24 protein-coding genes and 4 tRNA genes are annotated in these 26,423 nt (G+C 67.2%); 6 read left to right on the top strand and 22 right to left on the bottom strand.

All coding sequences use genetic code 11. The features are described from left to right. Positions 1 to 294 (top strand): HNH endonuclease (locus tag J3476_RS16950; protein WP_207067577.1); only part of this gene is annotated, 294 nt, incomplete at its 5' end. Between the two features lie 67 nt (positions 295 to 361). Here J3476_RS16950 and J3476_RS16955 read toward each other — a convergent pair. The 7 genes from J3476_RS16955 to J3476_RS16985 form a co-directional block, all read right to left on the bottom strand. Next, entirely contained in the window at positions 362 to 667 is a 306-nt protein-coding gene (locus J3476_RS16955; RefSeq protein ID WP_207067578.1) for a DUF732 domain-containing protein, read from the bottom strand. Positions 668 to 876: 209 nt separating this feature from the next. Further along, positions 877 to 1,095, bottom strand: a complete 219-nt coding sequence (locus J3476_RS16960) for a hypothetical protein (protein WP_207067579.1) — start codon at positions 1,093 to 1,095, stop codon at positions 877 to 879. Continuing rightward, positions 1,092 to 1,625 carry a hypothetical protein gene (locus tag J3476_RS16965; protein ID WP_207067580.1) on the bottom strand — a complete coding sequence of 178 codons (534 nt, stop codon included), beginning with the start codon at positions 1,623 to 1,625 and terminating at the stop codon, positions 1,092 to 1,094. Before J3476_RS16965 ends, J3476_RS16960 begins: the two co-directional genes overlap by 4 nt. 104 nt (positions 1,626 to 1,729) lie before the next feature. Beyond that, positions 1,730 to 1,804 (bottom strand) — tRNA-Val (locus tag J3476_RS16970). A 12-nt stretch (positions 1,805 to 1,816) separates the two neighbouring features. Further along, a tRNA-Cys gene (locus J3476_RS16975) sits at positions 1,817 to 1,890 on the bottom strand. 27 nt (positions 1,891 to 1,917) lie between these two features. After that, positions 1,918 to 1,990: transfer RNA gene (locus J3476_RS16980), tRNA-Gly, on the bottom strand. Positions 1,991 to 2,086: 96 nt separating this feature from the next. After that, entirely contained in the window at positions 2,087 to 2,497 is a 411-nt protein-coding gene (locus tag J3476_RS16985; RefSeq protein WP_207067581.1) for a DUF6636 domain-containing protein, read from the bottom strand. A 107-nt stretch (positions 2,498 to 2,604) separates the two neighbouring features. Between J3476_RS16985 and J3476_RS16990 the strand changes: the two genes are divergently transcribed. Next, positions 2,605 to 2,679, top strand: a tRNA-Val gene (locus J3476_RS16990). 364 nt (positions 2,680 to 3,043) lie between these two features. On the opposite strand, the gene J3476_RS16995 is transcribed toward J3476_RS16990, so the two are convergent. After that, positions 3,044 to 3,514 carry a hypothetical protein gene (locus tag J3476_RS16995; protein WP_207067582.1) on the bottom strand — a complete coding sequence of 157 codons (471 nt, stop codon included), beginning with the start codon at positions 3,512 to 3,514 and terminating at the stop codon, positions 3,044 to 3,046. A gap of 343 nt (positions 3,515 to 3,857) precedes the next feature. Next, positions 3,858 to 5,648: a thiamine pyrophosphate-requiring protein gene (locus tag J3476_RS17000; protein WP_207067583.1), complete on the bottom strand. Its 1,791-nt coding sequence runs from the start codon at positions 5,646 to 5,648 to the stop codon at positions 3,858 to 3,860. 106 nt (positions 5,649 to 5,754) lie between these two features. Here J3476_RS17000 and J3476_RS17005 point away from each other — a divergent pair, with 106 nt between their 5' ends. Both J3476_RS17005 and J3476_RS17010 read left to right on the top strand, forming a co-directional pair. Then, positions 5,755 to 8,793 carry an FAD-binding and (Fe-S)-binding domain-containing protein gene (locus J3476_RS17005; RefSeq protein ID WP_207067584.1) on the top strand — a complete coding sequence of 1,013 codons (3,039 nt, stop codon included), beginning with the start codon at positions 5,755 to 5,757 and terminating at the stop codon, positions 8,791 to 8,793. An 11-nt stretch (positions 8,794 to 8,804) separates the two neighbouring features. Then, positions 8,805 to 9,914, top strand: coding sequence for an enolase C-terminal domain-like protein (locus J3476_RS17010; RefSeq protein WP_207067626.1), 1,110 nt, complete (start codon positions 8,805 to 8,807; stop codon positions 9,912 to 9,914). Here J3476_RS17010 and J3476_RS17015 read toward each other — a convergent pair. Beyond that, positions 9,887 to 10,414: a DUF421 domain-containing protein gene (locus J3476_RS17015; protein WP_207067585.1), complete on the bottom strand. Its 528-nt coding sequence runs from the start codon at positions 10,412 to 10,414 to the stop codon at positions 9,887 to 9,889. The genes J3476_RS17010 and J3476_RS17015 overlap by 28 nt on opposite strands. A 12-nt stretch (positions 10,415 to 10,426) precedes the next feature. Continuing rightward, complete coding sequence (locus tag J3476_RS17020) at positions 10,427 to 11,647, bottom strand: sodium:proton antiporter (protein WP_207067586.1); 1,221 nt, start codon at positions 11,645 to 11,647, stop codon at positions 10,427 to 10,429. A 201-nt stretch (positions 11,648 to 11,848) separates the two neighbouring features. On the opposite strand from J3476_RS17020, the gene J3476_RS17025 reads away from it, so the two are divergent. After that, positions 11,849 to 12,352: a nitroreductase family deazaflavin-dependent oxidoreductase gene (locus J3476_RS17025; RefSeq protein WP_373889087.1), complete on the top strand. Its 504-nt coding sequence runs from the start codon at positions 11,849 to 11,851 to the stop codon at positions 12,350 to 12,352. Beyond that, positions 12,349 to 12,762 (top strand): hypothetical protein, encoded by a 414-nt coding sequence (locus tag J3476_RS17030; RefSeq protein WP_207067587.1) that lies wholly within the window; start codon positions 12,349 to 12,351, stop codon positions 12,760 to 12,762. The genes J3476_RS17025 and J3476_RS17030 overlap by 4 nt, the downstream gene beginning before the upstream one ends. Positions 12,763 to 12,773: 11 nt before the next feature. Here J3476_RS17030 and J3476_RS17035 read toward each other — a convergent pair whose 3' ends face one another. From J3476_RS17035 to J3476_RS17085, 11 genes are all read right to left on the bottom strand, one after another. Then, a complete protein-coding gene (locus J3476_RS17035; RefSeq protein ID WP_286183248.1) occupies positions 12,774 to 15,119 on the bottom strand; it encodes a bifunctional diguanylate cyclase/phosphodiesterase in 2,346 nt (781 codons plus the stop codon). Positions 15,120 to 15,218: 99 nt separating this feature from the next. Further along, a complete protein-coding gene (locus tag J3476_RS17040) occupies positions 15,219 to 17,525 on the bottom strand; it encodes a bifunctional diguanylate cyclase/phosphodiesterase (RefSeq protein WP_207067589.1) in 2,307 nt (768 codons plus the stop codon). A gap of 150 nt (positions 17,526 to 17,675) precedes the next feature. Further along, positions 17,676 to 18,761: a sulfate/molybdate ABC transporter ATP-binding protein gene (locus J3476_RS17045; RefSeq protein ID WP_207067590.1), complete on the bottom strand. Its 1,086-nt coding sequence runs from the start codon at positions 18,759 to 18,761 to the stop codon at positions 17,676 to 17,678. Continuing rightward, positions 18,758 to 19,567 (bottom strand): ABC transporter permease, encoded by an 810-nt coding sequence (locus J3476_RS17050; protein ID WP_207067591.1) that lies wholly within the window; start codon positions 19,565 to 19,567, stop codon positions 18,758 to 18,760. Before J3476_RS17050 ends, J3476_RS17045 begins: the two co-directional genes overlap by 4 nt. After that, complete coding sequence (gene modA / locus J3476_RS17055) at positions 19,564 to 20,343, bottom strand: molybdate ABC transporter substrate-binding protein (protein ID WP_207067592.1); 780 nt, start codon at positions 20,341 to 20,343, stop codon at positions 19,564 to 19,566. Before modA ends, J3476_RS17050 begins: the two co-directional genes overlap by 4 nt. Next, positions 20,343 to 20,741 (bottom strand): TOBE domain-containing protein, encoded by a 399-nt coding sequence (locus tag J3476_RS17060; RefSeq protein ID WP_207067628.1) that lies wholly within the window; start codon positions 20,739 to 20,741, stop codon positions 20,343 to 20,345. The genes modA and J3476_RS17060 overlap by 1 nt, the downstream gene beginning before the upstream one ends. A gap of 65 nt (positions 20,742 to 20,806) precedes the next feature. Beyond that, a complete protein-coding gene (locus tag J3476_RS17065) occupies positions 20,807 to 22,099 on the bottom strand; it encodes a DUF4032 domain-containing protein (RefSeq protein ID WP_207067593.1) in 1,293 nt (430 codons plus the stop codon). Positions 22,100 to 22,128: 29 nt separating this feature from the next. Continuing rightward, on the bottom strand, positions 22,129 to 23,328 hold the full coding sequence (locus tag J3476_RS17070; RefSeq protein ID WP_207067594.1) for a sn-glycerol-3-phosphate ABC transporter ATP-binding protein UgpC: 1,200 nt from the start codon (positions 23,326 to 23,328) through the stop codon (positions 22,129 to 22,131). 3 nt (positions 23,329 to 23,331) lie between these two features. Next, a complete protein-coding gene (locus tag J3476_RS17075; RefSeq protein ID WP_207067595.1) occupies positions 23,332 to 24,165 on the bottom strand; it encodes a carbohydrate ABC transporter permease in 834 nt (277 codons plus the stop codon). After that, positions 24,162 to 25,106, bottom strand: coding sequence for a carbohydrate ABC transporter permease (locus J3476_RS17080; protein WP_207067596.1), 945 nt, complete (start codon positions 25,104 to 25,106; stop codon positions 24,162 to 24,164). Before J3476_RS17080 ends, J3476_RS17075 begins: the two co-directional genes overlap by 4 nt. Continuing rightward, on the bottom strand, positions 25,103 to 26,413 hold the full coding sequence (locus J3476_RS17085) for an extracellular solute-binding protein (RefSeq protein WP_207067597.1): 1,311 nt from the start codon (positions 26,411 to 26,413) through the stop codon (positions 25,103 to 25,105). Before J3476_RS17085 ends, J3476_RS17080 begins: the two co-directional genes overlap by 4 nt. Positions 26,414 to 26,423: the final 10 nt, after the last annotated feature.

Raw genomic sequence — 26,423 nt, forward strand, 5'->3', positions numbered from 1 at the left:
CACTCTGCTGGACGCAACCCTGAATGGGCGGCGACCGTCATTGACACCGCGCTGAGGGTGGACCGTCGGATGCTTTTGCCTAATCGTGCGGGTGGTAATGCGCGTGCGCCGATTCCGCAGCACGTCAAAGCTGAAGTATGGCAACGGGACGGGGGTCGCTGCGTCGATTGCGGCAGCACCGAGTACCTCGAGTACGACAGCATTATTCCTAAGTCAAAGGGTGGAGCAGACTCGGAGCGCAATCTTCAGATTCTGTGTCGTCGCTGCAACCTCGCCAAGTCGGACCGCATCTAACTACCGACGAATAGCAAGTGCGCCCCGGCAACGCTTTTCGACGACTAGGGGGTAGCACGACCCATAGTCAGACGCCGGGGCTCGGCGGAAACGCGGATTGAACGTAGGCCCGCAATGTCGGGATCTGGTCGGGGCACATGTTGTTCGTTGCGGCGAGGATTATGATCCCGACCTCGCTGCTTGAGTATCCGGCTGAGGTCGCCACGCTGCCGGCATATTGCGGCGTGCCCGAGCGGAGATTCGAGCAGGCGAGCTTGCCGATGTCGATGATGTCTGAGATTGATTCGTAGTAGATGCCCTGATTGTCGAGCGCAATGACGTAGTCGTATTGGTCGGCGGGCGCTACTGGTGCTGCGGTGATCGCTGTGATCACCGCCAGTGCTGCGGCGCCTCCGAGCCTCACGTAGACCCCCCGGTCCCCATCCCCAGTCCAAGAAGGAGTTAGCCAACTTTACGCCCGTTCGCTTAACCGCTGAAGAGAAATGAGCAAATCGACAGGAGGCGGACAGCGGTTCGCCCCGGGGGCGATAGTCCAAGAATTTGGATTTACCGGGCCGGGCCGCACTGAGGGAGAATTCGAGCCTAACCCCCTCTCATAGGGGAAGCATGCACCACGCGTACCTCGTAGTCGACCTCAACGGCATTGTCACCGTCGCGCGGGTCCCAGTACGACAGCCGCAGCACCTCGGCGACGATCTCGCCGGCGGTCACGGCTGCGTAGGTGTCACGATCGAAGAATTTGTCGGGTCCGGGTTCGGGTGCTGGACGTATGAGCGGCTTGGTGATGGTTGCTGTGTTCATCGATCTGCACACCCGTCGACCTCTTCGGCGGCGGCGAGCAGCGCAGCAGCCAGGTCGCGTGCTTCGTCGCTGCTGACCGTCACCCCCGTGTCCCTGGCCCAGTCTTCGTCCCGGTAGTGGGTGTCGATGGAGACACCCGGGCCGCCGTCACTCGGGTCATACGACAGGTGGCCGTCGGCCCTTTGCACGGCGTGGGTGTACACACTGACGGTGGTTAGTCCTTCATTGGAGGGTCGGCCCACGGTCACTGCCTGTGTGCTGCCCCAGATGACGCGACACGGCTCGGCGTCAGATGACCACGCGTCTGCGGACACGCCGGCCGGCAACTTCACCTCTGCGACGCTCATCGTCACCTCCTGGGCGACCGCGATGCGGTACAGGTGCGGCCGCTCGGTGCGCTGCACCCAACCGCCGATCGCGTCCTCGCACGGCTGGCCGGGGCTGGCATCGCATATCGGGCACTGGACTTCTAGGGCCTCTACGCGGCACATAGGGCACTCCGCGTACCACTGCTCGGCTGAGAGTGTCATCTGATTCTCCCGGCGTAATGCTCTCCACCGGCCCGCCTGTTGCGCGTTTATTGCGCGGAAACGACGAGGGCCCGGTATAAACCGGGCCTGACCTCGCAAAACTCTGGTGCGCGATACTGGGATTGAACCAGTGACCTCTTCCGTGTCAGGGAAGCGCTCTCCCGCTGAGCTAATCGCGCCGGGAAACACCTTGGAGGTGGAGACGGGAATCGAACCCGTGTGCACGGCTTTGCAGGCCGTTGCCTCACCACTCGGCCACTCCACCGCTGGGGTTGATGCCACTGCACCTTCGAGCGGATGACGGGATTCGAACCCGCGACCCTCACCTTGGCAAGGTGATGCGCTACCAACTGCGCTACATCCGCACGCTACGAGCGAGATCGTCGCCCGTTGCGAAGCGCAACGATAGTCCACGCACTTACGCGGGCACAAATCCCTTGCTCACCGGGTGCCGCGGCAGATCAAAACAGCGTGTAGTCCTGCCGGGAGATGGTGAACCCGTGGCCATCCGAGTTCGAGCACCGCATGCCCGAGGACTCGCTGGTGCAACTCACACCGCCTCCGGCTTCGAACTGCCCGTACGGCAGGGCGGGGCCGCTGCCCAAGGTGGTGTCACCGGCGCAGACGAAGCTCGCCCGCCCGGTGGTTCCGAGGGTGATGCCTTGGCCGTAGTCGGTGAAATCCGGGCAGCGGGGCGGTCGCGGGGGAGGTGCCCAGTCCCGCTCGGCGACGTCGCAACGCACTGTGCCGTCGGCGAGGATGCAGCCGATGTTCCCGCTCGGTGAGGTGAAGCTGACGACGTCCGCGCCGGCAGTTGGGAGGCCGAGGCAACCGATAGCGCCCACCGCTGCTGCGGCGACCACCAGTTTCATGATCCGACGATATCGACTTACGGCGGTGTAGGCGTGCCAACCAGCGGATTCTCGGGCGCACCGCGTTGCGTGTTAGTCTTCTGCCTCGTTCGACTCGTCGAATTCTCGGTCTCGTAGCTCAGTGGGAGAGCGTCCGCCTCACACGCGGAAGGTCGCTGGTTCGAACCCAGCCGGGACCACCACCTCTTTCTCCTCGGTCGCAACACCCCGCACTCAGCCTTTTCGCAGGTCGCTGCCTGGCGCACCAACTCGCGTCTTTGGTATTCCTGGTGTGTGCGGTCCGCGTTGAGTGGCTCCGGCCCTGTCGCGGCGAGGTAGGCCTGCCTCAGCGGGGCCCCGTAGTCCGTGCAGGTCTTGGGAGACCCGTTTCCGTCGACGGACCGCTGTACCGAAACGGATGAGAAGACGTGGGCGGTGTGATGAGCGAGTCGTACACGCCGAACGCCGCAACTGCCTGCCTGTGGCAGCGGGCGATGTCTTCCTGCCGGCGCGCGTCCTCGTCGGTCGCTGAGTTCGCGTCGGGCGCCGCGCGGTCGAATTCGGGTGTCATGACCCTGTCCGCAGCGGCGTCAACCCGGATTCCGGCGGTGGCGCGGTGCGCAGCCTATGCAGCGGCAGGCGTCGACGCGCAGAGATGACCCGGACGAAGTGCTCGAGGGCGTCAGCCACCGAAGCTGCGCGCTGCACCGACTCGAGGTCGGACAGAGACTCGGTCCCGACCCCGGCGACCAGCACCCAGTCGATGTTTCGTTCGTTGCAGCGCTTCGCGAACTCCGTGACCAACCGGTCCACCGATCTGCGCTGACCGGAGCCGGCCTCTTGTAAGTCCACGATAAGTGGGGTGTCCAACGTGGTGAACCGGCCGACGTAGTCGGCGACGAGTTGCACGTTGGTGCCCTCGACACATCCGGTGACCGTGACGATCGTGGCGACGCTCCGGATCTGTGCTCTGACCCAGGCGCCGCGGCACTCGACGACATATCCGAGGGGACTGGCGGTTCGGCGGCCGATGCTCATGGTTCACCAATCGGTAGTGGGGCGCTCACGGAGGGCAGCTCGGCGCCGCAACAGCTTCGGGCTGGGCGCTCAACCGATGTGACCGAAACCATATCGCGAAGCGCGACCGTGCGTGTGGCGAAGTATCCGGCGGCCACTGCGGTGTACTGAACGAAATAGTCTGGCGGATAAAGGAACTGGTCGACGAGAGGATCGCCAGGCGCGACCGGATCGTTCGTTTTCCGGTCTGTCGCTGATCGACGCGCTTTCGCTTCTCGGCTCTTCGCAGGTTCGAAACCGCCCCGACGGGCGGTCCGGGACGTTCGCAGTGGCGCCGAGGCCGGCCCCGGCGCCACCCCCGTCGTCAACTGCGATGCGGCACGAATTCCTGGGCTTTGGTCTTGGCGCCCTGCATCATCAGGTGGAAGGCGTTCGGATCACCCTTGAGGATGGACTCGGTGAGTTCCTTGGCCTGTTCGAAGGTCGCATGCGGCGGGATCGGCGGCACCTCGGGATCGCAGCGGATGTCGAGCAGCACCGGCCGGTCGGCGCCCAGCGCCTCATCCCAGGCCGGGCCGACCCCGTCCTCGGTGTCGACGGCCACCGCATGCAACCCCATCGCCCGTGCCACGTCGGCGTAGGACACATCCGGCAGGCTCTGCGACTCCTCGAACTTGGGTGCCCCGCCCATGGCCCGCAACTCCCAGGTCACCTGGTTGAGGTCGTTGTTGTGAAACACGCACACGATCAGGCGCTTGTCCGGCCACAGTTCGGCGTAGCGCCGGATCGTCAGCAACTCGGCCAATCCGTTCATCTGCATCGCGCCGTCGCCGACCAGGGCGATCACGGGACGGTCCGGATGGGCGAACTTGGCCCCGATCGCGTACGGCACGCCGGGCCCCATGGTGGCCAGCGTCCCTGACAGTGACCCGCGCATGCCTTCCTTGAACTTGAGCATGCGGGCATACCAGTTCGTCGACGACCCGGAGTCGGCGGTCACGATGGCATTGGACGGCAGCCGCTCGGACAACTCCCAGGCGATCCGCATCGGATTCACCGGCTTGGCCGACAGCATCGCCTGGCGCTCCATGGTGCCCCACCACCGCGTCACGTTCTTCTCGATCTTCTCCTGCCAGGACCGGTCCTGCTTGCGCTGCAGCAGCGGGATCAGCGCGTCGAGAGCGGTGGCGGCGTCGGCGACCATGTTGAGCTCGGTCGGGTAGCGCATCCCGATCAACGTGCCGTCGATGTCGATGTGAATCGCGCGCGCCTGACCGAACTTCGGCATGAACTGGGTGTAGGGGAAGTTCGAGCCGACGATCAGCAGCGTGTCGCAGTCCATCATCATCTCGTAGCTGGGCCGGGTGCCGAGCAACCCGATCGCCCCGGTGACATAGGGGATGTCGTCGGGCAGCACGTCCTTGCCGAGAAGGGCTTTGGCGACACCGGCGCCGGTGATCTCGGCGACCTGGCGGACCTGGTCGGCGGCCCCACGGGCGCCCTGTCCGACCAGGATCGCCACCTTCTCACCGGCGTTGAGGATTTCGGCGGCCTGGCTCACCTGGTCCGGTCGCGGAGCCAGCATCGGACTGACGATGCTCGGATCACTCGAGGGCACCTGTTTGAAGGCGTGTGAGGGGGGCTCGTAGGGCTCCTCCTGCAGATCCGACGGGATGATGAGCGCCGTGGGGGCGCGCCGTGTGATCGCGGTGCGCATGGCCCGATCCAGTGCGTTGGGCAGCTGACTGGACACGTTGACCTCGACCAGGTATTCGCTTGCGACGTCCTTGTACAACGCCTGCAGATCCACTTCCTGCTGGTAGCTGCCGCCCATCGCGCTGCGTTCGGTCTGACCGACGATCGCGACCACCGGGACATGATCCAATTTGGCGTCGTAGAGACCGTTGAGCAGGTGGATCGCGCCCGGTCCGGACGTCGCCATGCACACCCCGACCCGTCCGGAGAACTTGGCGTACCCGGTGGCCTGGAACGCGGCCATCTCCTCATGACGGGCCTGCACGAACCGCGGCTGGTTGTCCGAACGGCCGAAAGCCGCGACAAGGCCGTTGATTCCGTCACCCGGATAGGTGAAGACCTGCTCAACGTCCCACTCCCGCAAGCGCTTCAGCACGAAATCGGCAACATCGGTAGCCATGTTTCTCCTTCTCCGTCCTGGGCACACCATCCGGCGTGCCGCCTTTGCCTGTGGCGCGGGTACCCGAGGCAAAGGCCGCGAAACTCGAGCAAGGAGAACGCCGCCGATGACAGCCGTAGAACATTCAGCAAACCCACAGCAACAGCTCGACGAGCTGAAAAAGGCTTTGCGCAAAGCTGTGGACGGTGAGGTCAGATTCGATCTGGGCGCCAGGGCCACCTACTCCACCGATGCCTCCAACTACCGCCAGATTCCCCTCGGCGTCGTCGTCCCACGCACGCCCGAGGCCGCCGCCAACGCGATAGCGGTCTGTCACGACCGCCACGTTCCGGTGTTCTCGAGAGGCGGTGGCACCAGTCTGGCGGGGGAGACGTGCAACGTCGCGGTAGTGCTGGACTGGAGCAAGTACTGCACCCGTGTGCTGTCGGTCGACGCGGAGGCGGGCGTGGCCACCGTCGAGCCCGGCATCAAGCTGGACGAACTCAACGACGCACTGGCCGAATCGGGATGGATGGTCGGGCCGAAGCCGGCCACCCACGTCAGCTGCACCATCGGCGGGATGATCGGCAACAATTCGTGCGGGTCGACCGCACAGGCGTACGGGAAGATGGTCGACTCCATCCGGCGCATGGAAGTGCTGACCTACGACGGGGTCCGCATGTGGGTGGGCCCCACCGACGACGACGAATACGCACGCATCGTCGCCGAAGGTGACCGCCGCAGCGAGATCTATCGGGCCCTGCGCCGACTGCGCGACCACTACGCCGACGAGGTGCGCGCCCGCTATCCCGACATCCCGCGCCGCGTCTCCGGATACAACCTCGATTCGCTGCTGCCGGAGTCAGGCTTCGACATCGCCAAGCTTCTCGTCGGCAGCGAGAGCACCCTGGTCACCGTGCTGCGGGTCGAGATCGGCCTGGTGCGGGTGCCCAAGGCGCATGTGGCGGCGCTGCTCGGCTTTCCCGACATCGAGTCCGCCGCCGACGCGGTACCCGCTGTGCTGCAACACGACCCGGCCGCGTTGGAGGGAATGGACTATCGGCTCACCGAGCTCGAACACAGCCAGCACATGGCCCAAGGCGCCCTCGACGAGCTACCGGAGGGCCGTGCCTGGCTGTTGGTGCAGTTCAACGGTGACGATGTCGACGACGCCGCCGGATCCGCCGAGGCCATGGTGGACCATCTGCGCCGCGACGGTCTGACCCACCACGCCAAGGTCATCCGTGACCCGGCCGACCAGAAGCGGGTGTGGGCCGCTCGTGAGGGCGGCCTCGGTGCCACCGCCCACCCGCCGGGCGGGCCCGACACCCACCCGGGCTGGGAGGACGCCGCGGTACCGCCCGACCGGGTCGGTGACTATCTGCGTGACTTCGGCGATCTCCTCGATCGGTTCGGATACCAGGGCGCCTCGCAGTATGGACATTTCGGACACGGATGTATCCACACCCGAATCCCGTTCGATCTGAAATCAGCTGCAGGAATCGAACGCTTCCGTGAATTCGTCACGGCGGCAGCACATCTGGTCGCCGAATATGGTGGTTCACTGTCGGGGGAACACGGTGACGGGCAGGCGCGCGGCGAGCTGCTGTCGATCATGTTCGGTGAGCGCGTGGTCGCGGCGTTCGAGGAGCTCAAACGGATCTTCGACCCGACCAACCGGATGAACCCGGGGAAAGTGGTCTTCCCGAACGGGTTGGACGAGAATCTGCGGTGGGGCGCGGACTACCGGCCCGCCGAGCCTGCGACGCATTTCGCCTACCCCGACGACGATCATCGGTTCAGCATTGCGGCCGACCGCTGCGTCGGTGTCGGCAAGTGCCGAGGCGACGAGACCGGGGTGATGTGTCCGAGCTATCGGGCCACCGGAGAGGAGGAGCACTCCACCCGGGGCCGGGCCCGCCTGCTGTTCGAGATGCTCGAAGGCGACGTCATCACCGACGGTTGGCAGTCCACCGAGGTGCGCGACGCTCTCGATCTGTGCCTGGCCTGCAAGGGCTGCCGCAGCGACTGCCCGGTCAACGTGGACATGGCGACGTACAAGGCCGAATTCCTCTCCCACCACTACAAGGGGAGGCTGCGGCCGCTGGCGCATTACTCGATGGGCTGGCTGCCGCTGCTGTCGCGGGTGGCGATGATCGCGCCGCGACCGATCAACATGTTCACCCATACCCCCGGTGTGCAGACGTTGCTCAAGCGGGCCGGAGGTATCGACGGACACCGCGACATTCCCCGGTTCGCCCACCGGCGGTTCACCTCGTGGTTCGCGAGGCGCGTTGACCGGCCACAGACCGCCACCCGCGGCCCCGTCGTCCTGTGGCCGGACACCTTCACCAACAATTTCGACACCGACATCGCCCGTGCCGCGCTGGCCGTTCTCGAGGACGCCGGGTTCGAGGTGCGCGTCCCGGGACAGGCGGTCTGCTGCGGGCTGACGTGGATCTCGACCGGTCAGCTCGACGCCGCCAAGCATGTCGCCCGCCGAACCCTGGAGGTGCTGAAGCCGGCTCTGCGCGAGCGCATCCCCGTGGTGGTCCTGGAGCCCAGCTGCGCTGCGGTATTCCGTGCTGATCTGCCCGAATTGCTGCACGGGGACGAAGACGTGCACCGGCTGGCGTCGCTGACCCGCACGCTGGGCGAGGTGTTGCGTGAGCGGGCGCCCGACTGGCGGCCGGGAGACAACCACCAGGCCGGGTCGGCGCTGGTGCAACCGCACTGCCATCAGCACGCGATCCTCGGTACCGGCGCCGACGTCGACGCCCTCGGAACGGCCGGGGTGGACGGCGAGCTTCTCGATGCCGGGTGTTGCGGCCTGGCGGGCAATTTCGGTTTCGAGAAGGGGCACTACGACGTGTCGGTGGCCTGCGCCGAGGACAAGCTGATGCCTGCGGTGCGCAGCGCTGCACCGGACAAGACCATCGTGGCCGACGGCTTCAGCTGCCGAACGCAGATCAGCCATCTCGACGGCAGCCGCACACCGGTGCACACCGCGCAGGTACTCGCCGCAGCTCTGCCGTCCTCCGACAGCAGGGCCGGCCAGCAGCACGGCCCGCGGCGGAAGCTTGCGAAAACTGGCCCTGTGCTGGCAGGTCTGTCCGGGGTGGGTGTGCTCGCCGCCGGTTGGGCGGCGGTGCGGAGGCGCCCGTGACGCCAAACACGATGACGTCGCGTGGTCCGACCATCGACCACGTGCAGGTCGACGCATTCCGCTTCCCCACGCCGGGTCCGGAAGCCGACGGCACTCTCGAATGGGACGCCACCACCGCCGTCACGGTGCGGGTGCACGCCGGAGACGCAACAGGATTGGGCTGGACCTACAGCAGTCCGGCGGCGGCCGCGGTCATCTCCTCGCACTTCATCCCCCTGCTTCACGGCCGCGCGGCTCATGATGTCACCGCCGCCCGGGCGGCGATGCAAGCCAAGAGCCGCAACTTCGGCATCGGTGGGCTGGCGATGCAGGCGATCAGCGCCGTGGATGTCGCGCTGTGGGATCTCAAGGCGACGTTGCTCGACGTTCCGTTGGCAGGGCTGCTTGGCGTGTGTCGCGACAGCGTGCCGGTCTACGGCTCGGGTGGATTCGTCAGCTCCGACGACGCTGAGCTGGCTCGGGACGTGGCGGCGTGGAAGGGCGCCGGGTGCCGTGCCATGAAGATCAAGATCGGGCGTGACCGCGGTGTCCGCCCGGGCTGGGACATCGACCGGGTGGCGCGGTTCCGGGAGTTGGCCGGAGACGACGCCGAGTTGATGGTCGACGCCAACGGTGCCTACCGCGGTGGCGAGGCGATCCGGGTCGGGACCGAACTGGAGCGCTGGGATGTGCGGTGGTTCGAGGAACCGGTCAGCAGTGACGACCTCGAAGGCCTTGCACTGGCCCGCTCGGGCCTGCGTTGTGACGTCGCGGCGGGTGAGTACATCAGCACGCCCTACGACGCCGAACGCCTGACCGGCGCGGTGGACTGTCTGCAGGTGGACGCGACCCGGTGCGGCGGTTATACGGGCTTCCTGCAGATGGCCTCGATCGCCTCGGCGCACAATCTGGATGTCTCCGCCCACTGCGCGCCGGCACTGCACGCCCCGGTGGCTGCCGCGGTGCCGAACCTGCGTCATGTGGAGTGGTTCAACGACCACGTACGGCTCGAGCCGACGCTGCTCGACGGAGTGGCGCCGGTCGACGGCGGCGCGATGGTGGTGCAGCGTGAGCGCCCCGGGCACGGCATGACGCTGTCCGCCGACGCCGAGCGCTACCGCAGCGACCCCGGCTCCGGCTGAGCCGGCCCGGCGTCGTCGCCGGTTCGGTTGTGCCGCGCGAACACCGACACCGACCCCTTCGCTTCGTACAGTGCGAGTTCGACGTCCGCGGGGTCCCGGTACCCGTGCTGGCGCAGGATGGCATCGAGATCGCTGCGGGTGATGCCCGCACGCTTCAGGTTCGCGCTATCGACCGCCCCGTCGCGGACCAACACCCGCACCGGCGGATCGACGAGGCGTCTGAACCAGCCGAAGAAGCGCAGCCGAGCCGTCAGCCCGTGCGCGACGAGCAGCGTCACCAGTGCGGCCGCGCCGGTCGACCACGAGGTGTCGGCCGCAGTGGCGACGCGGCCGACGATCGCTCCCACGGCCACCGCGGTCACCCAGTCGAACGGGGTGAACTCGGCGATGGTCCGGCGCTGGGCGAACCGGAATGCGACCGCGGCAGTCAGGAAGAGCGCCAGCGACTTCGCCACCGTGAACACCGGGGTTTGCCAGCCATCGAACAGTTCGTGGAACATGGACGCTCCTTCCTAGTCGGGTCGTGGCTGCTCCGGTCGATGCGCCCCGGTCGGAGCGGGGTTGGGCAGGTCGTCGGGCGGCTCGACGCGCAGCAGCTTCGCGACGGGAACGTCGGTGGTGGAATGCAGCACGATCGACAGGGCGATGGTGGCCGCGACGATGTCGAAGACCGCCTCACTTTCGGGGATGCCGGACTGCAGGACGAGCAGCCCGTACACCACCGACGCGAAACCTTTGGGGCCGAACCATGCCGCGGTGAGCCGTTCCCGGGCCGGCAACCGCGTCCACAGCAGCGACAGCAACAGCGCCGCCGGCCGCACCAACAGGATCGCGATGACCGGTAACAACCACTGCACCCAGGTCAGGCTCGCCAGACGCTCCGGGGTGATCAGCGCGCCGAACACCAGCAGGGCGGCGAACTTCGTCAACTCCGAGACCAGATCACCGAACGATTCGAAGTTCTCGGCGGCCACGTGGTCGAGCGTCGCCAGCGTCGAACCGGCCGCGAACGCCGCCAGGTAGGGGTTGGCGTGGGTGAGGTGGCACGTCGCGTAGACCACGACCGCGACCGCCGTGGGCCCCAACGGCTGCAGGCGTGGTTCGGCGGTGAACAGGCGCAACCGCCACAGCAGCGCCACCGCGCCGGCGATGACGGCTCCGACCACCAGGCCGAGAGCAAGTTCGCCCGCGACATCGAGGGGATGGGTGTCGGCGTGCCGCGCCGTGGCCAGCAGTATCAGCACCACGGGCAGCGCCAGCCCGTCGTTGAGGCCGGACTCGACGTTGAGCAGCCGCCGTAGCCGCAGCGGCACGTCGGAACGACCCACCAGCGCCGAGGCGAACACCGGGTCGGTGGGGGACAGCACCGCGCCGATGAGGAACGCGGTGACCCAGTCCAAGCCGAGCAGGAAATGGGCCGGAACCGCGATGCCGATCATGGTCAGGGGCATCCCGAGCCCCAGTGCCCGGCCCGACAGCCGCCAGTTCTCGCGCAAGGCGGGCAAATTCGCCCGCTGACCGTCGGTGAACAACACGGTGAACAGCGCGAGATCGGCCAGTGCGTTCACGATCGGGTCGTCGGCATGGATGTTGTCGACACCGAATCCGCCGGGGCCCAGCAGCGCACCGGCGATGAGGAACATCAACGCCGTGGACAGCACGGTGCGTGCGGCCAGACCCGACAACGACACACTGATGAGCAGGACCACACCGAAAGCCAGGACCAGAGCCATGTGTGGCTAGGTACCCAGCTCGCCGGAACGCATTCGATGCGGGCGGACATGACGGTCTCGCCGGTCGATCGGTCGGGCGTGGCGACGACGCTCGGTGGTTCCCGGACGGCGTGGCCTCAAGCACGGTCGCTTGCGGGAGTAGGTGGCGCGGGGCTATGACGGAAGGGCAGGCGCAAACAACGAGAGTCGAGGGCGGTGATCATGGCGACCGGCGCATTCTCGCGATGGGTGACGGCCCCGATGTCCAAGCTCGGCGAGGTGTTTCTGCGCACCCCGGCCCTGGCGCGAGCGCCGATCGCGCTGTACAAGGCGGGTCTCGGTCGAATTCTCGGTTCACGCATGGTGCTGCTCGAGCACATCGGTCGCAAGTCCGGCCAGCCACGCCAAGTCGTGCTCGAGGTACTCGGGCATCCCGCGCCGGACACGTATCTCGTCGCCTCGGGTTTTGGGGAGTCGGCGCAGTGGTTCCGAAACGTCATGGCCCAGCCTCAGGTTCGTATCTCCACCGGTCGACTCTCGTCGGCACCTGCCGTAGCCCGCAGATTGGCGCCGAGTGAGGCGGACCGGGCGCTCAGCGACTACGTCGCCCGCCACCCGAGGGCCTGGGCGTCGCTGAAGGGCGTCATCGAGCACAGTCTCGACGGGCGGGTCGATCCGCCGGGCACCGACCTGCCGCTGGTCGAGCTGACGGTGCGCACACCGTGACACGCAGGGGGATCGCCGTGCTGGCCGCCACGCTGACCGGGGTGGCTCTCTGCTTGGGTGCCTGCTCGACGCCCGCGGCACCGTCGTCCGATTCGACGGCACAGTCAGCCGCCGTGCCGCTCGTGTCGCGCACCGCCGAGCAGATCGTCAGTGCGCTGCAGCGCGAGGGCTTCGACGCGGATCACCCCGTCGAGGCCACCGACGTCAACTGCGCTGAGGCCGGCTGCACCCAAGCGGTCGTCACCGACAGGTTTCGGCTCCTGGTCTTCCCGAGCACCGGGTCGGCTCAGTTGTACGCCGATTCGCAGGACATGCGGCAGATCGAAACGCTCGCCGTCGGGTTCGCTCCCGTCGTGCCCGAGGCTCAACGCGATCGGTACTGGAACGCGATCGTCCAGCTGGCGCGATAGGCCGCTGCGGCTCAGCTTCTGCTCTGCACAGCGATGTGGGTGGCGCTCGGCACGTCGATGAAACCGGGGATGTCGTCTGCGGTCGTGGGTCTGCCGTAGAGATAACCCTGGGCGACGTCGCACCGATGGTCGGTGAGCCAGGTCGCCGTTTCCGCGTCTTCGACACCTTCGGCGACCACGGTGATGTCGAGGGTGTGGGTCAGGTTGATGACGGCCTCGACCACGGCCGCGGCTTTGGGATTGGTGGTGACGTGGGCGATGAAATGCCGGTCCAGTTTGATCTCGTCGATGGGCAGGTCACGCAGGTATGACAGCGCGGAGTATCCACTGCCGAAGTCGTCGATCGCGATGCGGATGCCGAGCTGGCGCAGTCGCTGCAGGACGGTGGTGACCGTGCTGACTTCGGAGAGCACCAGGTCCTCGGTGATCTCCACCGTCAACAGCTCCGGTGTCAGGCCGCGCTGCTGAAGTGCGGCGCACAACGTGTCAGGCAGGTCGGTGTCCCGTAGCGACGGCGCGAAGAGGTTGATGGCCACCGGCAGCCGGATGCCCTGGCGGGCCCAGCGGGCGACATCGTCGAGAGACTGGGCGATGACCAGGTCGGTCACCGGGCGCATGAGACCGTGCTGTCGCACCAAAGGCAGGAAGGTGTCGGGGTGCAGCGTGCCGAGGTGGGCGTGGGGCCACCGCAGCAGGGCTTCCACACCGGCGAGGTGCCCGGTGCCCAGGTCGATCTTGGGTTGGTAGACGACCTGAAGGGCGCGTCGGTCGATGTCTTGGCGCAGCTCACCGAGCAGACGGATCCGCGCGGCACCCTCGCTCGGGCGGGGGACGGGGGCAGCTGCGAGACGCTCGGGCGACTCGCGCGGTGAGGTCATCGTGGCGGTATCGAACACGCACACCTGCACCGACCGTGAGTGCTTGGCGGTGCGCATTGCGGAGTCGGCGCGACGAAGCAACAGTGCGGCGTCTACGTCGGGCTCGGTGGGTGACGCGACCGCGGTGCCGATACTGGGATGGATGAACATGTCCTGACCGTCGACCACGAACGGTCTTCGGAATGCGTCCAGGAGACGCCGAGCGGCGATGGCGTGGGAATTCTCGGTGCGGTCTTCGAGGAGAAGAGCGAACGCATCGCCGTCGATGCGTGCTGCGGTGTCGCCGGGACGAATGCACTCAGCGATGCGCTCGCCGGTTGCGGCAAGCAGACTGTCGGCAGCGTGGTGGCCCAGGGTGTCGTTGACCAGCTTGAAATCGTCGAGGTCGAGTGACACCACCGCCACCGAGCGGCCATCGCGGCCCCGCAGCGCCATGGCGTGCGTCAATCGGTCGAAGAACAATGGCCCGTTGGCCAGTCCTGTCAGCGGATCCCGCAGGGCCCGCTCGGCCGCGGCCTCCAGCAGGCGCTTGTTCTGCCACGCCGACAGCGACTGGCGGACTACCACCAGAACCATCAGTATCGGCACCCCGATTTGCAGCGGGCCCGTCAGGACAGCCGCCGGCCCGACGGTTCCGGCGATCAACAGTGGCGCATAGGGCACCCAGACCGACGCCCAGGTCGGCACATCGTCGCGACCCAGTGGTGGCGTCGACGCGGGTTGTCTGCTGAGCAACGCCGCGGCGCCGAAGAGTGTCAGGGAGACTGCCCAGCCGACGTCGACGAGTGCGCCGGTGGCGTAGTCGTCGGTGACGTTCAAGTAGGCAAACACCATGTCGGACAGGGCCATCAGGGCCGCGGCCGCAGCGAGCAACAACAGCACGATGCGCTGTCCTCGTCGCGAGGCCGACGCGTTGAGTACCGCGACCACGATCATGGCGATATCGAGCAGGGGATAAAGGAGAGCCAGCGTAAGGGCGATCGCGTCGCCGCGATTCGCCTCGTAGAGGCCGTCCAGCAGGAGGACCCACATGAGGGCCAGGAGTGCCACGGCGACGATGAGTGCGTCCACGACGTTTCGGAGGCGTGAATGAGCACTTTGCGCGCGGGGGAATTGCACCATCGCGGTGAGGATGAGTAGGGACGCCGCAACGTAGAGCACATCGGCTGGCGAGGGATAGGGACTACGTCCCAACACCAGCTCATAGAAGGCCCAGGTCAGTTCGCCGCCCGCCCACGCCGTGAGCCCAGCGGCCATGATCGCCCACGTCTTGCGTTGACGCCCGTGGGCGGATCGCGCCGCCGCGACGGCGCAGACCGCGGCATACACCGCGAATACCGCCAGGCCGACCGAATCGACGAGGCGAACCACGCTGGGGCCGCCCCAGCCGAACATCAGCCAGAGCCCCAGAATCGCACAGGCGACGATCGACAGCGCCGTCGGCAATGCCGCCGGTGGCAGTGGTCGTCGCGTCCGCACGGTGTCATCCTGATGATTAGCTCGCATTGCTCCCCGGCAACAATCCTGCACCGCTGGAACGCAGGACAGGACGCAAACCAGCGAATTCTGACGGATGCGTCAAGCGCCTGCTGCCGCGCCGGCGATGAGACGCGGAACCATCGACGCGGTGGTGGGTCTGCCGTAGTGGTAACCCTGGGCGATGTCACAGTGATGTGCGGCAAGCCAGCCTGCCGTTTCCGCGTCTTCGACACCTTCGGCGACCACGGTGATGCCGAGGGTGTGGGTGAGGTTGATGACGGCCTCGACGACGGCTGCGGCTTTGGGGTTGGTGGTGACGTGGGCGATGAAGTGCCGATCGAGTTTGATCTCGTCGATGGGAAGATCGCGCAGGTAGGAGAGCGCGGAATAGCCGCTGCCGAAGTCGTCGATGGCGACGCGGACGCCGAGTTGGCGGAGTCGATGCAACACGGTGGCGGCGGTGTCCACCTCGGACAGGACGAGGTCCTCGGTGATCTCCACCGTCAGGATGTCGGCGCGCAGGCCGTGGTCGGCCAGCCGGTGGTCGAGGGTTCGCGGCAGGTCGGTGTCACGCAGGAACGGCGCGAACAGGTTGATCGCCACGGGAATGGGCGCGCCGAGGCGTGCCCAGCCGGCGGCGTCGCTGAGCGCCCGGTCGACAACGAAGTCGGTCACGGGCCGCATGAGTCCGTGCTGGCGGACCAGCGGCAAGAAAGTGTCGGGACGAAGCGTGCCGAGGGTGGGATGCGGCCAACGGAGCAGCGCTTCGACGCCGGCCAGTTGTCCGGTACGCAGATCGATCTTGGGTTGGTAGACGACCTCGAGGGCGTGGTGGTCGATGGCGGCGCGCAGTTCACCGAGCAGCCGGATCTGAGCGGCTCCTTCACCAGAGGGGCGGTCGGCCTGTTCAGCGCGTTCGACTGCGTCGGGGTCGGACATCATCATGTCGTCGTGGAACGTGTTGACTTGCGCCACCCGGGATCGCTTCGCGGCGTACATCGCGATGTCCGCGCGCTTCATCAGGGTGTCCGGGTCCAGATCGGGCTGAGTGGGTAGGGCCCGCGCGACGCCGATGCTGGGACGGATGAGCATGTCGTCGCCGTCGATCCAGAATGGGCTGCTGAAGGCGTTCAGCACACGCTGGGCCACCACATCGGAGTCGTCGCTGCGGCTCTCGAGGAGCAGGGCGAACTCATCGCCGCCGATACGGGCGGCGGTGTCGCCGGGACGAATGCACTCGGCGATGCGTTGGCCTGCTTGGACGAGGAGATTGTCGGCGGCGGGGTGGCCCAGGCTGTCGTTGACGAGTTTGAAGTCATCGAGGTCGACGGAGATCACGGCCACCGAACGGTCGTCACGTGCCCGCAGCGCCATCGCGTGGGCCAATCGATCGGAGAACAGGGTGCGGTTGGCCAACCCGGTGAGGGGGTCACGCAGCGCCTGCTCGGCCGCCGCCGCCAGCAGCCGCCTGTTCTCCCAGGCCGAGACAATCTGGCGGGCACAGACCGCGACCACGATGGCGGGCACGAGGAACCGCTCGAGGCCGGACATCACCAGCGGTGGGCCGATGGTGCCGGCCAGCAAGAGCGGGACGTAGGGCAGCCACAGCGACGACGTCGAGGGCAACGCCACCACGGTGCGCGGCTCGTGGGCCGCGCGGCTCAGCACTGCCGCCGCCGCGAACGCCGTCAACGACGCCGCCCAGAGCACATCGATCAGATCGCCTGTGCTGTAGCGCTCACCGGCGGTGAGGTGCGCGAAGGCGCTGTCGGCGATGGTCATGAGCGTCACGGCAAGCGTGAGCACCGTCAGCATGCCGCGTTGACGGGCTTCGGCGCGTACGAGCACCACGACGGCGATGGTCAGGGCGATCATGTCGAACACCGGATAGAGAAACGCGACCGCAAGCGCGGCCCGGTCTTCCCGGTAGGTGACGACCACGCTGTTCAGCGCGAGCACCCACGCCAACAGAAACAGGCACAACGCCACGGTGATCGCGTCGAGAAGTAGCCGGAGCCGTCCCTGGTGGGTGGCTGTAGTGATCAACTGCGCGAAGGCGGCGACCAGTAGCACCGCGAAGAGCAGGTAGAACACGTCGGCGGCCGAAGGCGTCGTGGGCTCGACGCCGGGCACCAGTTCGTAGACCAGCCACAGTCCGTCACCCAGCGACCAGGCGCCCAGCGCGACGGCCATGGTCGCCCACGTCCGGCGCAGGCGGTCCTGGGCCGCTCGGGCGGCCAGCGCCGCACAGGCCGTCGCGTACAGCGCCAGCCCGAACGACACCGTGTCATCGAAAAGAACGACAGCCGCGCTCTTGCCCCCGACGAGCAACGCCACCGTCAGCGCCACGGTGAACCCGAGCGGAATCGCGATCGCGACCGTGGCGCGCAGCGGACGTCGGCTCATGGCTCGACCTCCTTGCTCGCCCTCTTGGCCGGTCGATCACGGTAGCGCCAATCCCTCGGCGACAATTGACGCTAGCTCAAATTCTCGGTGAGCCTCGTGAATCGCGGCAAACCGCGGCAGTTCCGGCAAACACTACCGCGCTGCCTGCAGCTACCCGCTGACCGCGCCTGCAGGGTACAGCTGCACCTCTTGGGCTTTGACGGCGAAATACGCCGTTGCCCCCGGCTCCAGCTCGAGATCGGCGACCGCGGTCGCGGTGACGTCCGCCGCGAGACCGGTCCCGCCGTCGGGCTGCGCTTCCCCCCGGATGCGCACCGTTTCGCCGTGGACCTCCATCTCGGCGATCGACACCGGCACCACGTTGCGAGGGCTGCCGTGCGGGCGAGTGGTGAACACCGCCACCGCGCTCGGACGGCACAGTGCCACCGCCTCGGTGCCTGGCTCGAGGTCACCCGCTCCGGACATCTCCGTACCCCAGGCGGTGCGAATGGTCCCGGGCCGCACTATTCGCCCGGCGACGAGGTTGATGCCGGCGATCCGGGCGGCGAAGTCGCTGCGCGGGGTGGTCAGGACTTCGCGCGCGGGTCCGTGTTCGACGACCCGGCCGTCCTCGATGACGGCGACGTCGTCGGCGACGGCCAGCGCGTCAAGCAGGTCGTGGGTGACGATGATCGCGGTGCGCCGCCGTTCGCGCAGCATGGTGCGCAGCAGCCGGCGCATCGCCGGCGCGGCGGTGACGTCGAGCGCCGACAACGGCTCGTCGAGCAGCAGCAGCCGCGGCTCGGTCGCCAGCGCCCGTGCGAGGGCGACCCGCTGGGCTTGCCCGCCCGACAGCTGGGCGGGTTTGCGTTCCGCCAGGTCGGTCGCCTCGACTGCGGCGAGCCACCGGTTTGCGGTTGCGCGCGCCGCCGAGCGCGACAGGCCGGCGCAGCGCGGGCCGTAGGCGACGTTGGCGGCGACGGTCAGGTGAGGAAACAACATTGCCTGCTGGGACAGCAGCGCCACGCCGCGGCGGTGTGGTGCCACGAACGTGCCGGCGTCGGTGTCGGTGAGGACCACATCACCGAGACAGATGCGGCCGCCGTCGGGGCGCAGCAGTCCGGCGAGAAGCAGCAGCAGCGTGGACTTGCCGACCCCGTTCGGGCCGAGCACCGCCAACACCCGGCCCTCGTCGACGGTCAGCTCGACGTCGACACCACGCTCCGCCAGCTGCGCCCGGATCCGCAGGCGGCTCACAACGGCCCCGCCAGGCGCCGGCCGGCCGTCGCGATCACGATTGCGGCCGCGACCACGATCAGCAACAGCGACAGGGCGACGGCGGCATCGGCGTCGGTCTCGCGTTGCAGGTAGATCTCCAGCGGCAAAGTGCGGGTGACACCCTGCAACGAGCCCGCGAAGGTCAACGTGGCACCGAACTCGCCGAGCGACCGGGCGAACGCCAGTACTGCACCCGAGACCAATCCGGGCAGCACCAGGGGCATGGTCACGGTCCGCAGCACGGTGGTGGGCCGGGCACCCAGCGTCGCGGCGACCTGCTCGTAGCCGGTGCCTGCCGAGCGCAGCGCGCCCTCGAGGCTGACGACCAGAAACGGCAGAGACACGAAGGCCTGCGCCACGATCACCGCAGTCGTCGAGAAGGCGATCTGAACTCCCAGCACTTCCAGGTACTGCCCGATCAACCCCTGCCGACCGAACGTGTACAGCAGCGCGATGCCGCCGACCACGGGAGGCAGAACCAGCGGTAAGAGCACCAGGGCCCGCAGCACCGGACGGCCGGGGAAACCGCCCCGCGACAGCGCCAACGCCATCGGCACACCCAACACGATGCACACGGCGGTGCTCGCCGTCGCGGTTCTGAGACTGAGAAGCAATGCAGCCCGGGATGATTCGGAGGTGATCAGAGGCACAAAGTTCGGCCAGTCGATGCTGGCGAGGATGGCCAGCAGCGGGATGATCACGAACAGCGCGCCGAGCGTCGCGGGCACGTACACCCAGCGGGGGAGTCCGACTTGAACCGGACGGTGGCGTCGCGGCCGACTCATGGTGCTGCGAAGCCGGCCGATGCGAGAACCTCGCGTCCCTGCGCACCGGTCACCAGATCGACGAATGCCTGTGCGCCGGCAGGATTGGCCGAATTCCGTAACACGGCGATCGGATAGACGTTGACGGCGTCGGCGGCCTGCGGGAACGGGACCTCGGTGACGTCGTCTCCGGCGTCAGCGGCGTCGGTGACGTAGACCAGACCGGCGTCGGCCTGCCCGGAGACCACTTTCCCGAGGACGTCGGTGACGCTCGATTCCTCACTGACCGGTTTCAGCGTCACCGCGGCAGACCGTTCGATCGTCTCGGTCGCCGCGCCGCACGGCACCTGGGGAGCGCACACCACGACCTGAAGATCAGGGTCGGCCAGGTCGGAAAACTGTTGAATGCCTTCCGGGTTGCCGGGTGCGGTGACGATGGTCAGCGTGTTCGCCGCGAAGTCGACCGGCGCACCGGACACGATGCCACTGTCGACAGCCTTGGTCATGTTCTCCGGGTTCGCGGAGGCGAACACGTCGGCCGGCGCGCCCTGGGTGAGTTGGGTGACCAGGCTGGACGAACCGGCGAAATTGAAGGTCACGGTGGTGCCGGGGTGATCGTGTTCGAATCGTTCGCCGAGGTCGGTGAAGGTCGGCTGCAGCGAGGCTGCCGCGTACACCGTGATCCCGCCGGTGACAGCGGTGTCCTCCGCCGGGCCGGACCGCTGCGGGGACGGTGCGCATGCGGCGACGAGCACCGCGGTGGCCAGTCCCGCGGCGACCCGCGCCGGCGTCGTCATCACGAGGCGGGTGTTTCGACGACGACGGTGGTGGCCTTGACGGCGGCTACGGCCACGGAGCCCGGCTGCAGGCCCAGCTGTCGAACCGATTCGGTGCTCATCAACGACACGACGGTGAACGGCCCGCACTGCATCTGTACCTCGCTCATCACCCGATCGGAGGTGACCTTCGTGACCAGGCCGGTGAACCGGTTGCGCGCCGAGCTGCCGACGCCCAGCGGGTCCGGTGGAGGCGAAGCGTGGTCACGGGCGAACTCGGCGAGCACGTCCCCGGCGATGACCTTGCGTCCCGACTCGTCGGTGGACGACGGCAGTGAGCCGCTGTCGACCCAGCGGCGGATGGTGTCGTCGCTGACGCCCAGCAGCGCCGCCGCGTCTTTGATCCGGATCGCCGGCACCATCACAGCCACTCCTATGGTCCGCAAAAACGGGCAATAGAGCGCATTCTATCCGCATGTGCGGATCAGAACCGCTCCGCGTCGGGCTGTTCCTCGTCCTCGGGGTCGTCGAGCACCGAGAACGGCTCGGTCGGCGTCTCGACGACCTGCAGCTGCGCGGCCGACTCCGAGGGCACCACGTTGCGTGACAGTGCGTGCAGTGCCCGCTCGGTGCCGACGTCGTGCCCGGCCCGCTCCGACAAAAGCCAACGCACTTCCAGGAGATCGCAGTAGGCCTGCACCGCACTGCCGGTGTTGCCGACCGCGGCGTGGGCGCGGTGCATCATCGGTGTCGCGACTTCCATCACCCACAGCTGGCCCGCCGTGCGCTCGTCGACGTCGTAACCGGCCTCCCGGCTCAGCTGGCCGCGGTAGGCCTGCAGATCTCCGAGCAGGATCCGGGCCTGACCTTCGCCCACGTCCAATCCGGTCAACCGTTGCAGGGCGGTGGCGTAGTAGCGGCGGTCGCCCACCGCCACATGTAACTGGAGTTCGTCGGTGCCGGCGCGGACGGGCTGCAGCGACACCTCGTCCACCGCGAACCCCAGTTCGTTGAGCTTGCGGATGGTGCCCTCGACCCGGTAGTGGTCGGCGAAGCCGAACGTCGGTGTGGCGTGCAGCAACTCCCACAGGTCCTCGTAGCGCGTTCTGATGCCCAACGCTTCCTGGATGAAGCCCGCCTGCAGGTCGGGTCTGCCGAGCCGGGCCGCGACGTCCAGCAGGCCCGCGGCGACGTTCTCGACGGTGATGTCGATGTCGTGGGTGCGCTGCCCGTCGGACAGCGACGGGTGGATCTCACTGGTCTCGGCGTCGACCAGGAATGCCTGCAACACCTGGCCGTCGCGGGAGAACAGCGTGTTGGCCAGGGAGCAGTCCCCCCAGAACACCCCGTGGCGGTGCAGGTCGACCAACAGCGTGGCCATCGCGTCGAACAGGCGGGTGCGGTGCTTGGGTGCGTCCGGCGGCAGCCTCATGAACATCCGTCGGTACTGCCAGGACCCGACCAGATAGCGCGTCACCAGGATCGCGGTGTCGAGATCCGGCTGGATCACCACCCCGGCAGGACGGACGGCGTTGAGTCCCATCTCTTCGAGGCGACCCAACACGCCGTACTCACGGGCCGCGATGCGCGGAGGCAATTCCTTGAGCGCCCACAACTGTCCGTCGGCCTCGACGAACCTCACCAGGTGCCGGCTCGGACCCACCGCCATCTCGCGGAGCGCGACCTGCGGCGCCGCCCAGTCGCGCAGCGGCCGGTCCCAGGGCAGCACCAACAGCCCCGGGCAGGTGGCCCGAAGCCGCAACTCCGGAGCGGCCATCTGACGATCCCGCCGTGACAGACCTCGGGTCAGCCGGTCGCTGCCGCGTGGCGTCCGCGGTTTTCGGTACTGCGCGTCAGATTGTCGCCGGACTGGGGGTCGAACAGGTGCAGCCGCGACGCGTCCAGCCACAGCGTCGCCGTGTCTCCGGAGCTGACCCGGCTCATCGGATCGAGCTCCACGCAGATCTGGCTGCGCAGTTGCTCGCTGTCGAGCTCGCTGGCCAACTCGGCAAGCTGGCCGGAGATCTCGGTGTCGGCTTCGAACGGGACGAAGGCGTACTGCTCGTTGCCCAGCCACTCGGTGACATCGATGGTGACGTCGAACGTGACACCGCGCGAACGCTTGTCGTCATCGACGAACTCCGCGTCCTCGAAGGCGCCCGGACGGATACCGGCGATATAGACCTTGTCCTCCTCGACGCGGTCGCGCCACTCGTCGCGCAACGGAACGGTCGCGAAAGGCAACTCGATCTCGTTGCCGCGCACCCGCGCCGGCACGAAGTTCATCGGCGGTGAGCCGATGAAACCGGCGACGAACAGGTTCACCGGCTGATCGTAGAGTTCCCGCGGACTAGCGACCTGCTGCAGCAGGCCCTTCTTCAGCACCGCGACCCGGTCACCGAGCGTCATCGCCTCGGTCTGGTCGTGGGTGACGTAGACGGTGGTCACACCCAGCCGGCGCTGCAGGCGCAGGATCTCGGTGCGCATCTGACCGCGCAACTTGGCGTCGAGGTTGCTCAGCGGCTCGTCGAACAGGAACGCGTCGGCCTGACGGACGATGGCGCGGCCCATGGCGACGCGCTGTCGCTGCCCCCCGGAGAGGTTGGCGGGCTTGCGGTCGAGATGCTCGCCGAGTTCGAGCGTGTCGGCGGCCTCGGTGACGCGCTTGCGGATCTCATCATCGGAGAGCTTGCCGGACAACCGAAGTGGGAAAGCGATGTTCTCGAACACCGACAGGTGCGGGTAGAGCGCATAGTTCTGGAACACCATGGACAGATTGCGGTCCCGCGGGGCCTTGTCGTTGACCCGCTTGTCGCCGATCAACATGTCACCGGAGGTGATGTCCTCGAGTCCGACGATCATCCGCAGCAGGGTCGACTTCCCACACCCCGACGGCCCGACCAGGATCATGAACTCCCCGTCGGCGATGTCGAGGCTGACATCGTTGACGGCCGGATAGCCGTCCCCGTACTTCTTGACGATGTTGCGCATCGTGATTGCTGCCATGGGTTATCCCTTCACTGCTCCGGACGTCAGGCCGGCGACGATGCGCCGCTGGAAGATGAGGACGAGGATGACGACGGGGATCGTCACGATCACCGACGCGGCCATGATGTAGGGCACCGGCGACTCGAAATACGAGGCACCCTGGAAGAACGCCAGCGCCGCCGGCACCGTGCGCGCGCTGTCCGTCGAAGTCAGCGAGATCGCGAACAGGAAGTCGTTCCAGCAGAAGAAGAACGTCAGGATGGCCGTGGTGAACACGCCCGGTGCCGCCAACGGCACGATCACCTTGCGGAATGCCTGCCACTGCGTGGCGCCGTCGACCTGCGCGGCGTGCTCCATTTCCCAGGGGATCTGGCGGAAGAACGCCGACATCGTCCAGATCGACAGCGGCAACGCGAAGGTCAGGTACGGGATGATCAAGCCCAGCCAGGTGTCATAGATCCCCAGCCCGCGCCACATGTCGAACAGCGGTCCGACCAGTGCGGCCTGCGGGAACATTGCGATCGCCAAGGCGAGCGAAAGGAGCACCTTCTTGCCGGGAAACTCCAGCCGGGCAATCGCGTAGGCGGCGAACATCGCGATGATCACCGAGATGACGGTGGCAATGACCGCGATGCCGATCGAGTTGATCAACGCCCGGGTGAACAGCGGTTGGCTGAAGATCTGGGCGAAGTTGTCCAAGGTGAATGTGCTCGGCAGGAACTGTGGATCCCGGGACACGATGTCCGAGGGCGGTTTGAACGAGAGGCTGATCATCCACAACACCGGGAAGACGCTGTAGATGACGATCACAATGCCCGCGATCGTCCACCACTTGCTGTTCTTGGCGCTGTTCACTGGTCGCCCCTGACTTGTGAGAGGTCGGTCTTGAAGACCTTGACGAAGATCCAGGCGATCACCACCACGGTCAGGAACAGCAGCACCGAGACCGCCGAACCCATGCCGAGGTTGACCAGCGTGACGTTCTGCCGGTACGCGAGGAACGAGATGGTCTCGGTGTTGTTGGCGCCGCCGGTCATCACGAACGGGTTGTCGAAGATCCGCCACGCGTCGAGGGTGCGGAACAACAGGGCGACCATGATCGCGGCCTTCATGTTCGGCAGGGTCACCTTCCACAACCGCTGCCAGGCGGTGGCTCCGTCGACCTTGGCGGCCTCCTGCATGTCCTCGGGCACCTGGACCAGCCCTGCCAGCAGGAGCAGTGAGATGAACGGGGTGGTCTTCCAGATCTCGGACAGGCAGATGACGAAGATCGCCGTCCACCGGTCACCGAACCAGTCGAAGCCGGTGATGTCGAACCACGTGTTCACGAATCCGGAGTCGATGGCGAAGGCGTAGCGCCAGATGAAGGCCGAGACCACGGTGACGATGCCGTAGGGGATCAGGATCGCGGTTCGCAGTGGCCCTCGGCCACGAATGATGCGCAGCATCACGAACGCGAACCAGAAGCCCAGCACCAGCTCGATGGCCACGGTGACGACGGTGATCGTCAGCGTGGTGACGAAGTCGTTCCACCACACCGGGTCGGTGAGGATCACCAGGTAGTTACTCAGCCCGACGAAGGTCCGTCCGCCCGGGTCGGTGAGCCGGAAGTTGTACAGCGACAACACCAGCGCGTAGATCAGAGGATAGGCCGTCACCAGCAGCATGACTGCGTAGGACGGCAACGTCAGGAAGATCCCGAGCCGTCGTTCCCCGCGGGCCCGTTCGCTGCGCGCCGGCTTGCCAGGTTCTTTCTGCAGCGGGGCGTCTCGGTCGGGCGCCGCCGTCGCGGTCACAGCAGTCGCCTTCCGGCCAGTACGTCAGCCATGAACTGGTCTGTCCTTTCCGGTGTTTCGGCGGTCACCGAGTCCGGAGGATGCCAACTCTGGGTGATGGCGCCGGAGACGTCGGTGTAGAACGGCGTCAGCGGGCGCGGACCCGCCTCGGCGATCGACTCGCGGATCAGGTCGGCGTTGTCGTATTCGGCTCGGACGTCCGGATTGTCGTAGGACGCCGCATACGGCGACGGCTCGCCCTCGTCGATCATGTACTGGGTTGCCTTGGGCTCGGCGTTGATGCACTCGATTGCGGCCACCGCTTCGTCCGGGTACGCCGAATAGGCCCCGACGGCGAGGTTGGCGCCACCCAGCGGCGGCTGGCTGGGCTGGTCGGGAAGCACCCGTGGGTAACGTGCCCATCCGATGTCGTCGACGACCGCCTGGTCCAGCGAACCGTCCTCGGCGGCCCCACGCGCCGCCGCCAGCACGTACGGCCAGTTCAGCATGAAGCCGCCGTTGCCGGACTGGAAGGTCGCGCGGGCCTGCTCTTCCTGGGCGTTGGACAGGTCGGCCGGAGCGGCGGCCGACCGCGCCAGCGACCCGACGATCTCGGCGGCCTTGAGGCCCGCGGGGCTGTTGAGTGCCGGGGTCGCGTCGCGTCCGGCGTCGGCGTTCTGCAGGATCTCACCACCGCCCGACAACACCAGCGCGTTGATCCACACCATGTAGCCCTCGTAGCGAGCGCCCTGTTCGGCGATCGTCTTGTTCTGGCTCACAGCGGCTTTGAGCATCTCATCCCACGTGAATGTCGGGTCGGTGGGATCGACACCGGCAGCCTCGGCCACCGACTTGCGGTACCACAGCAGCTGCGCGTTGGACTTGAACGGCGCGGCGTAGAGGGTGTCCTTCCAGGTCCCGGTCTCGACCGGGGCGGGCAGCATGCCGGCCGTGAGCCGCTGTGCTTCTTCCTCGGTGAACGGCCGGATGAAGCCGGCGTTGGCGAACTCCGCGGTGAACACGACATCGACGCTGACGATGTCGATCGAGCTGTCTCGGGCCGCCAGCCGGCGCACCATCTGCTCGCGCTGGCCGGTTGCGCTGGAGGGAAGTACTTCGGTGCGCACCCGGTAGGCGCCACCCGAGGCGTCCGCGCACTGCTGGGCCCGCGCGTCGGCGCCGCCGTTGTCGGGGAAGACGTACCACGTCAGCGTCGGCGGGCCCCCCTGACTACCGCAGCCGGACAACAACGTTGCCGCCAGCAGGGGCGCACTGGCCAGCGCCATCGCGCGGCGGCACCGCCCCCCGGCGAATCGAATTCGTCTCATCACGTCCTCG

The organism is Mycobacterium sp. PO1, from assembly GCF_017312405.1.
Classification (GTDB): Bacteria; Actinomycetota; Actinomycetes; order Mycobacteriales; family Mycobacteriaceae; genus Mycobacterium.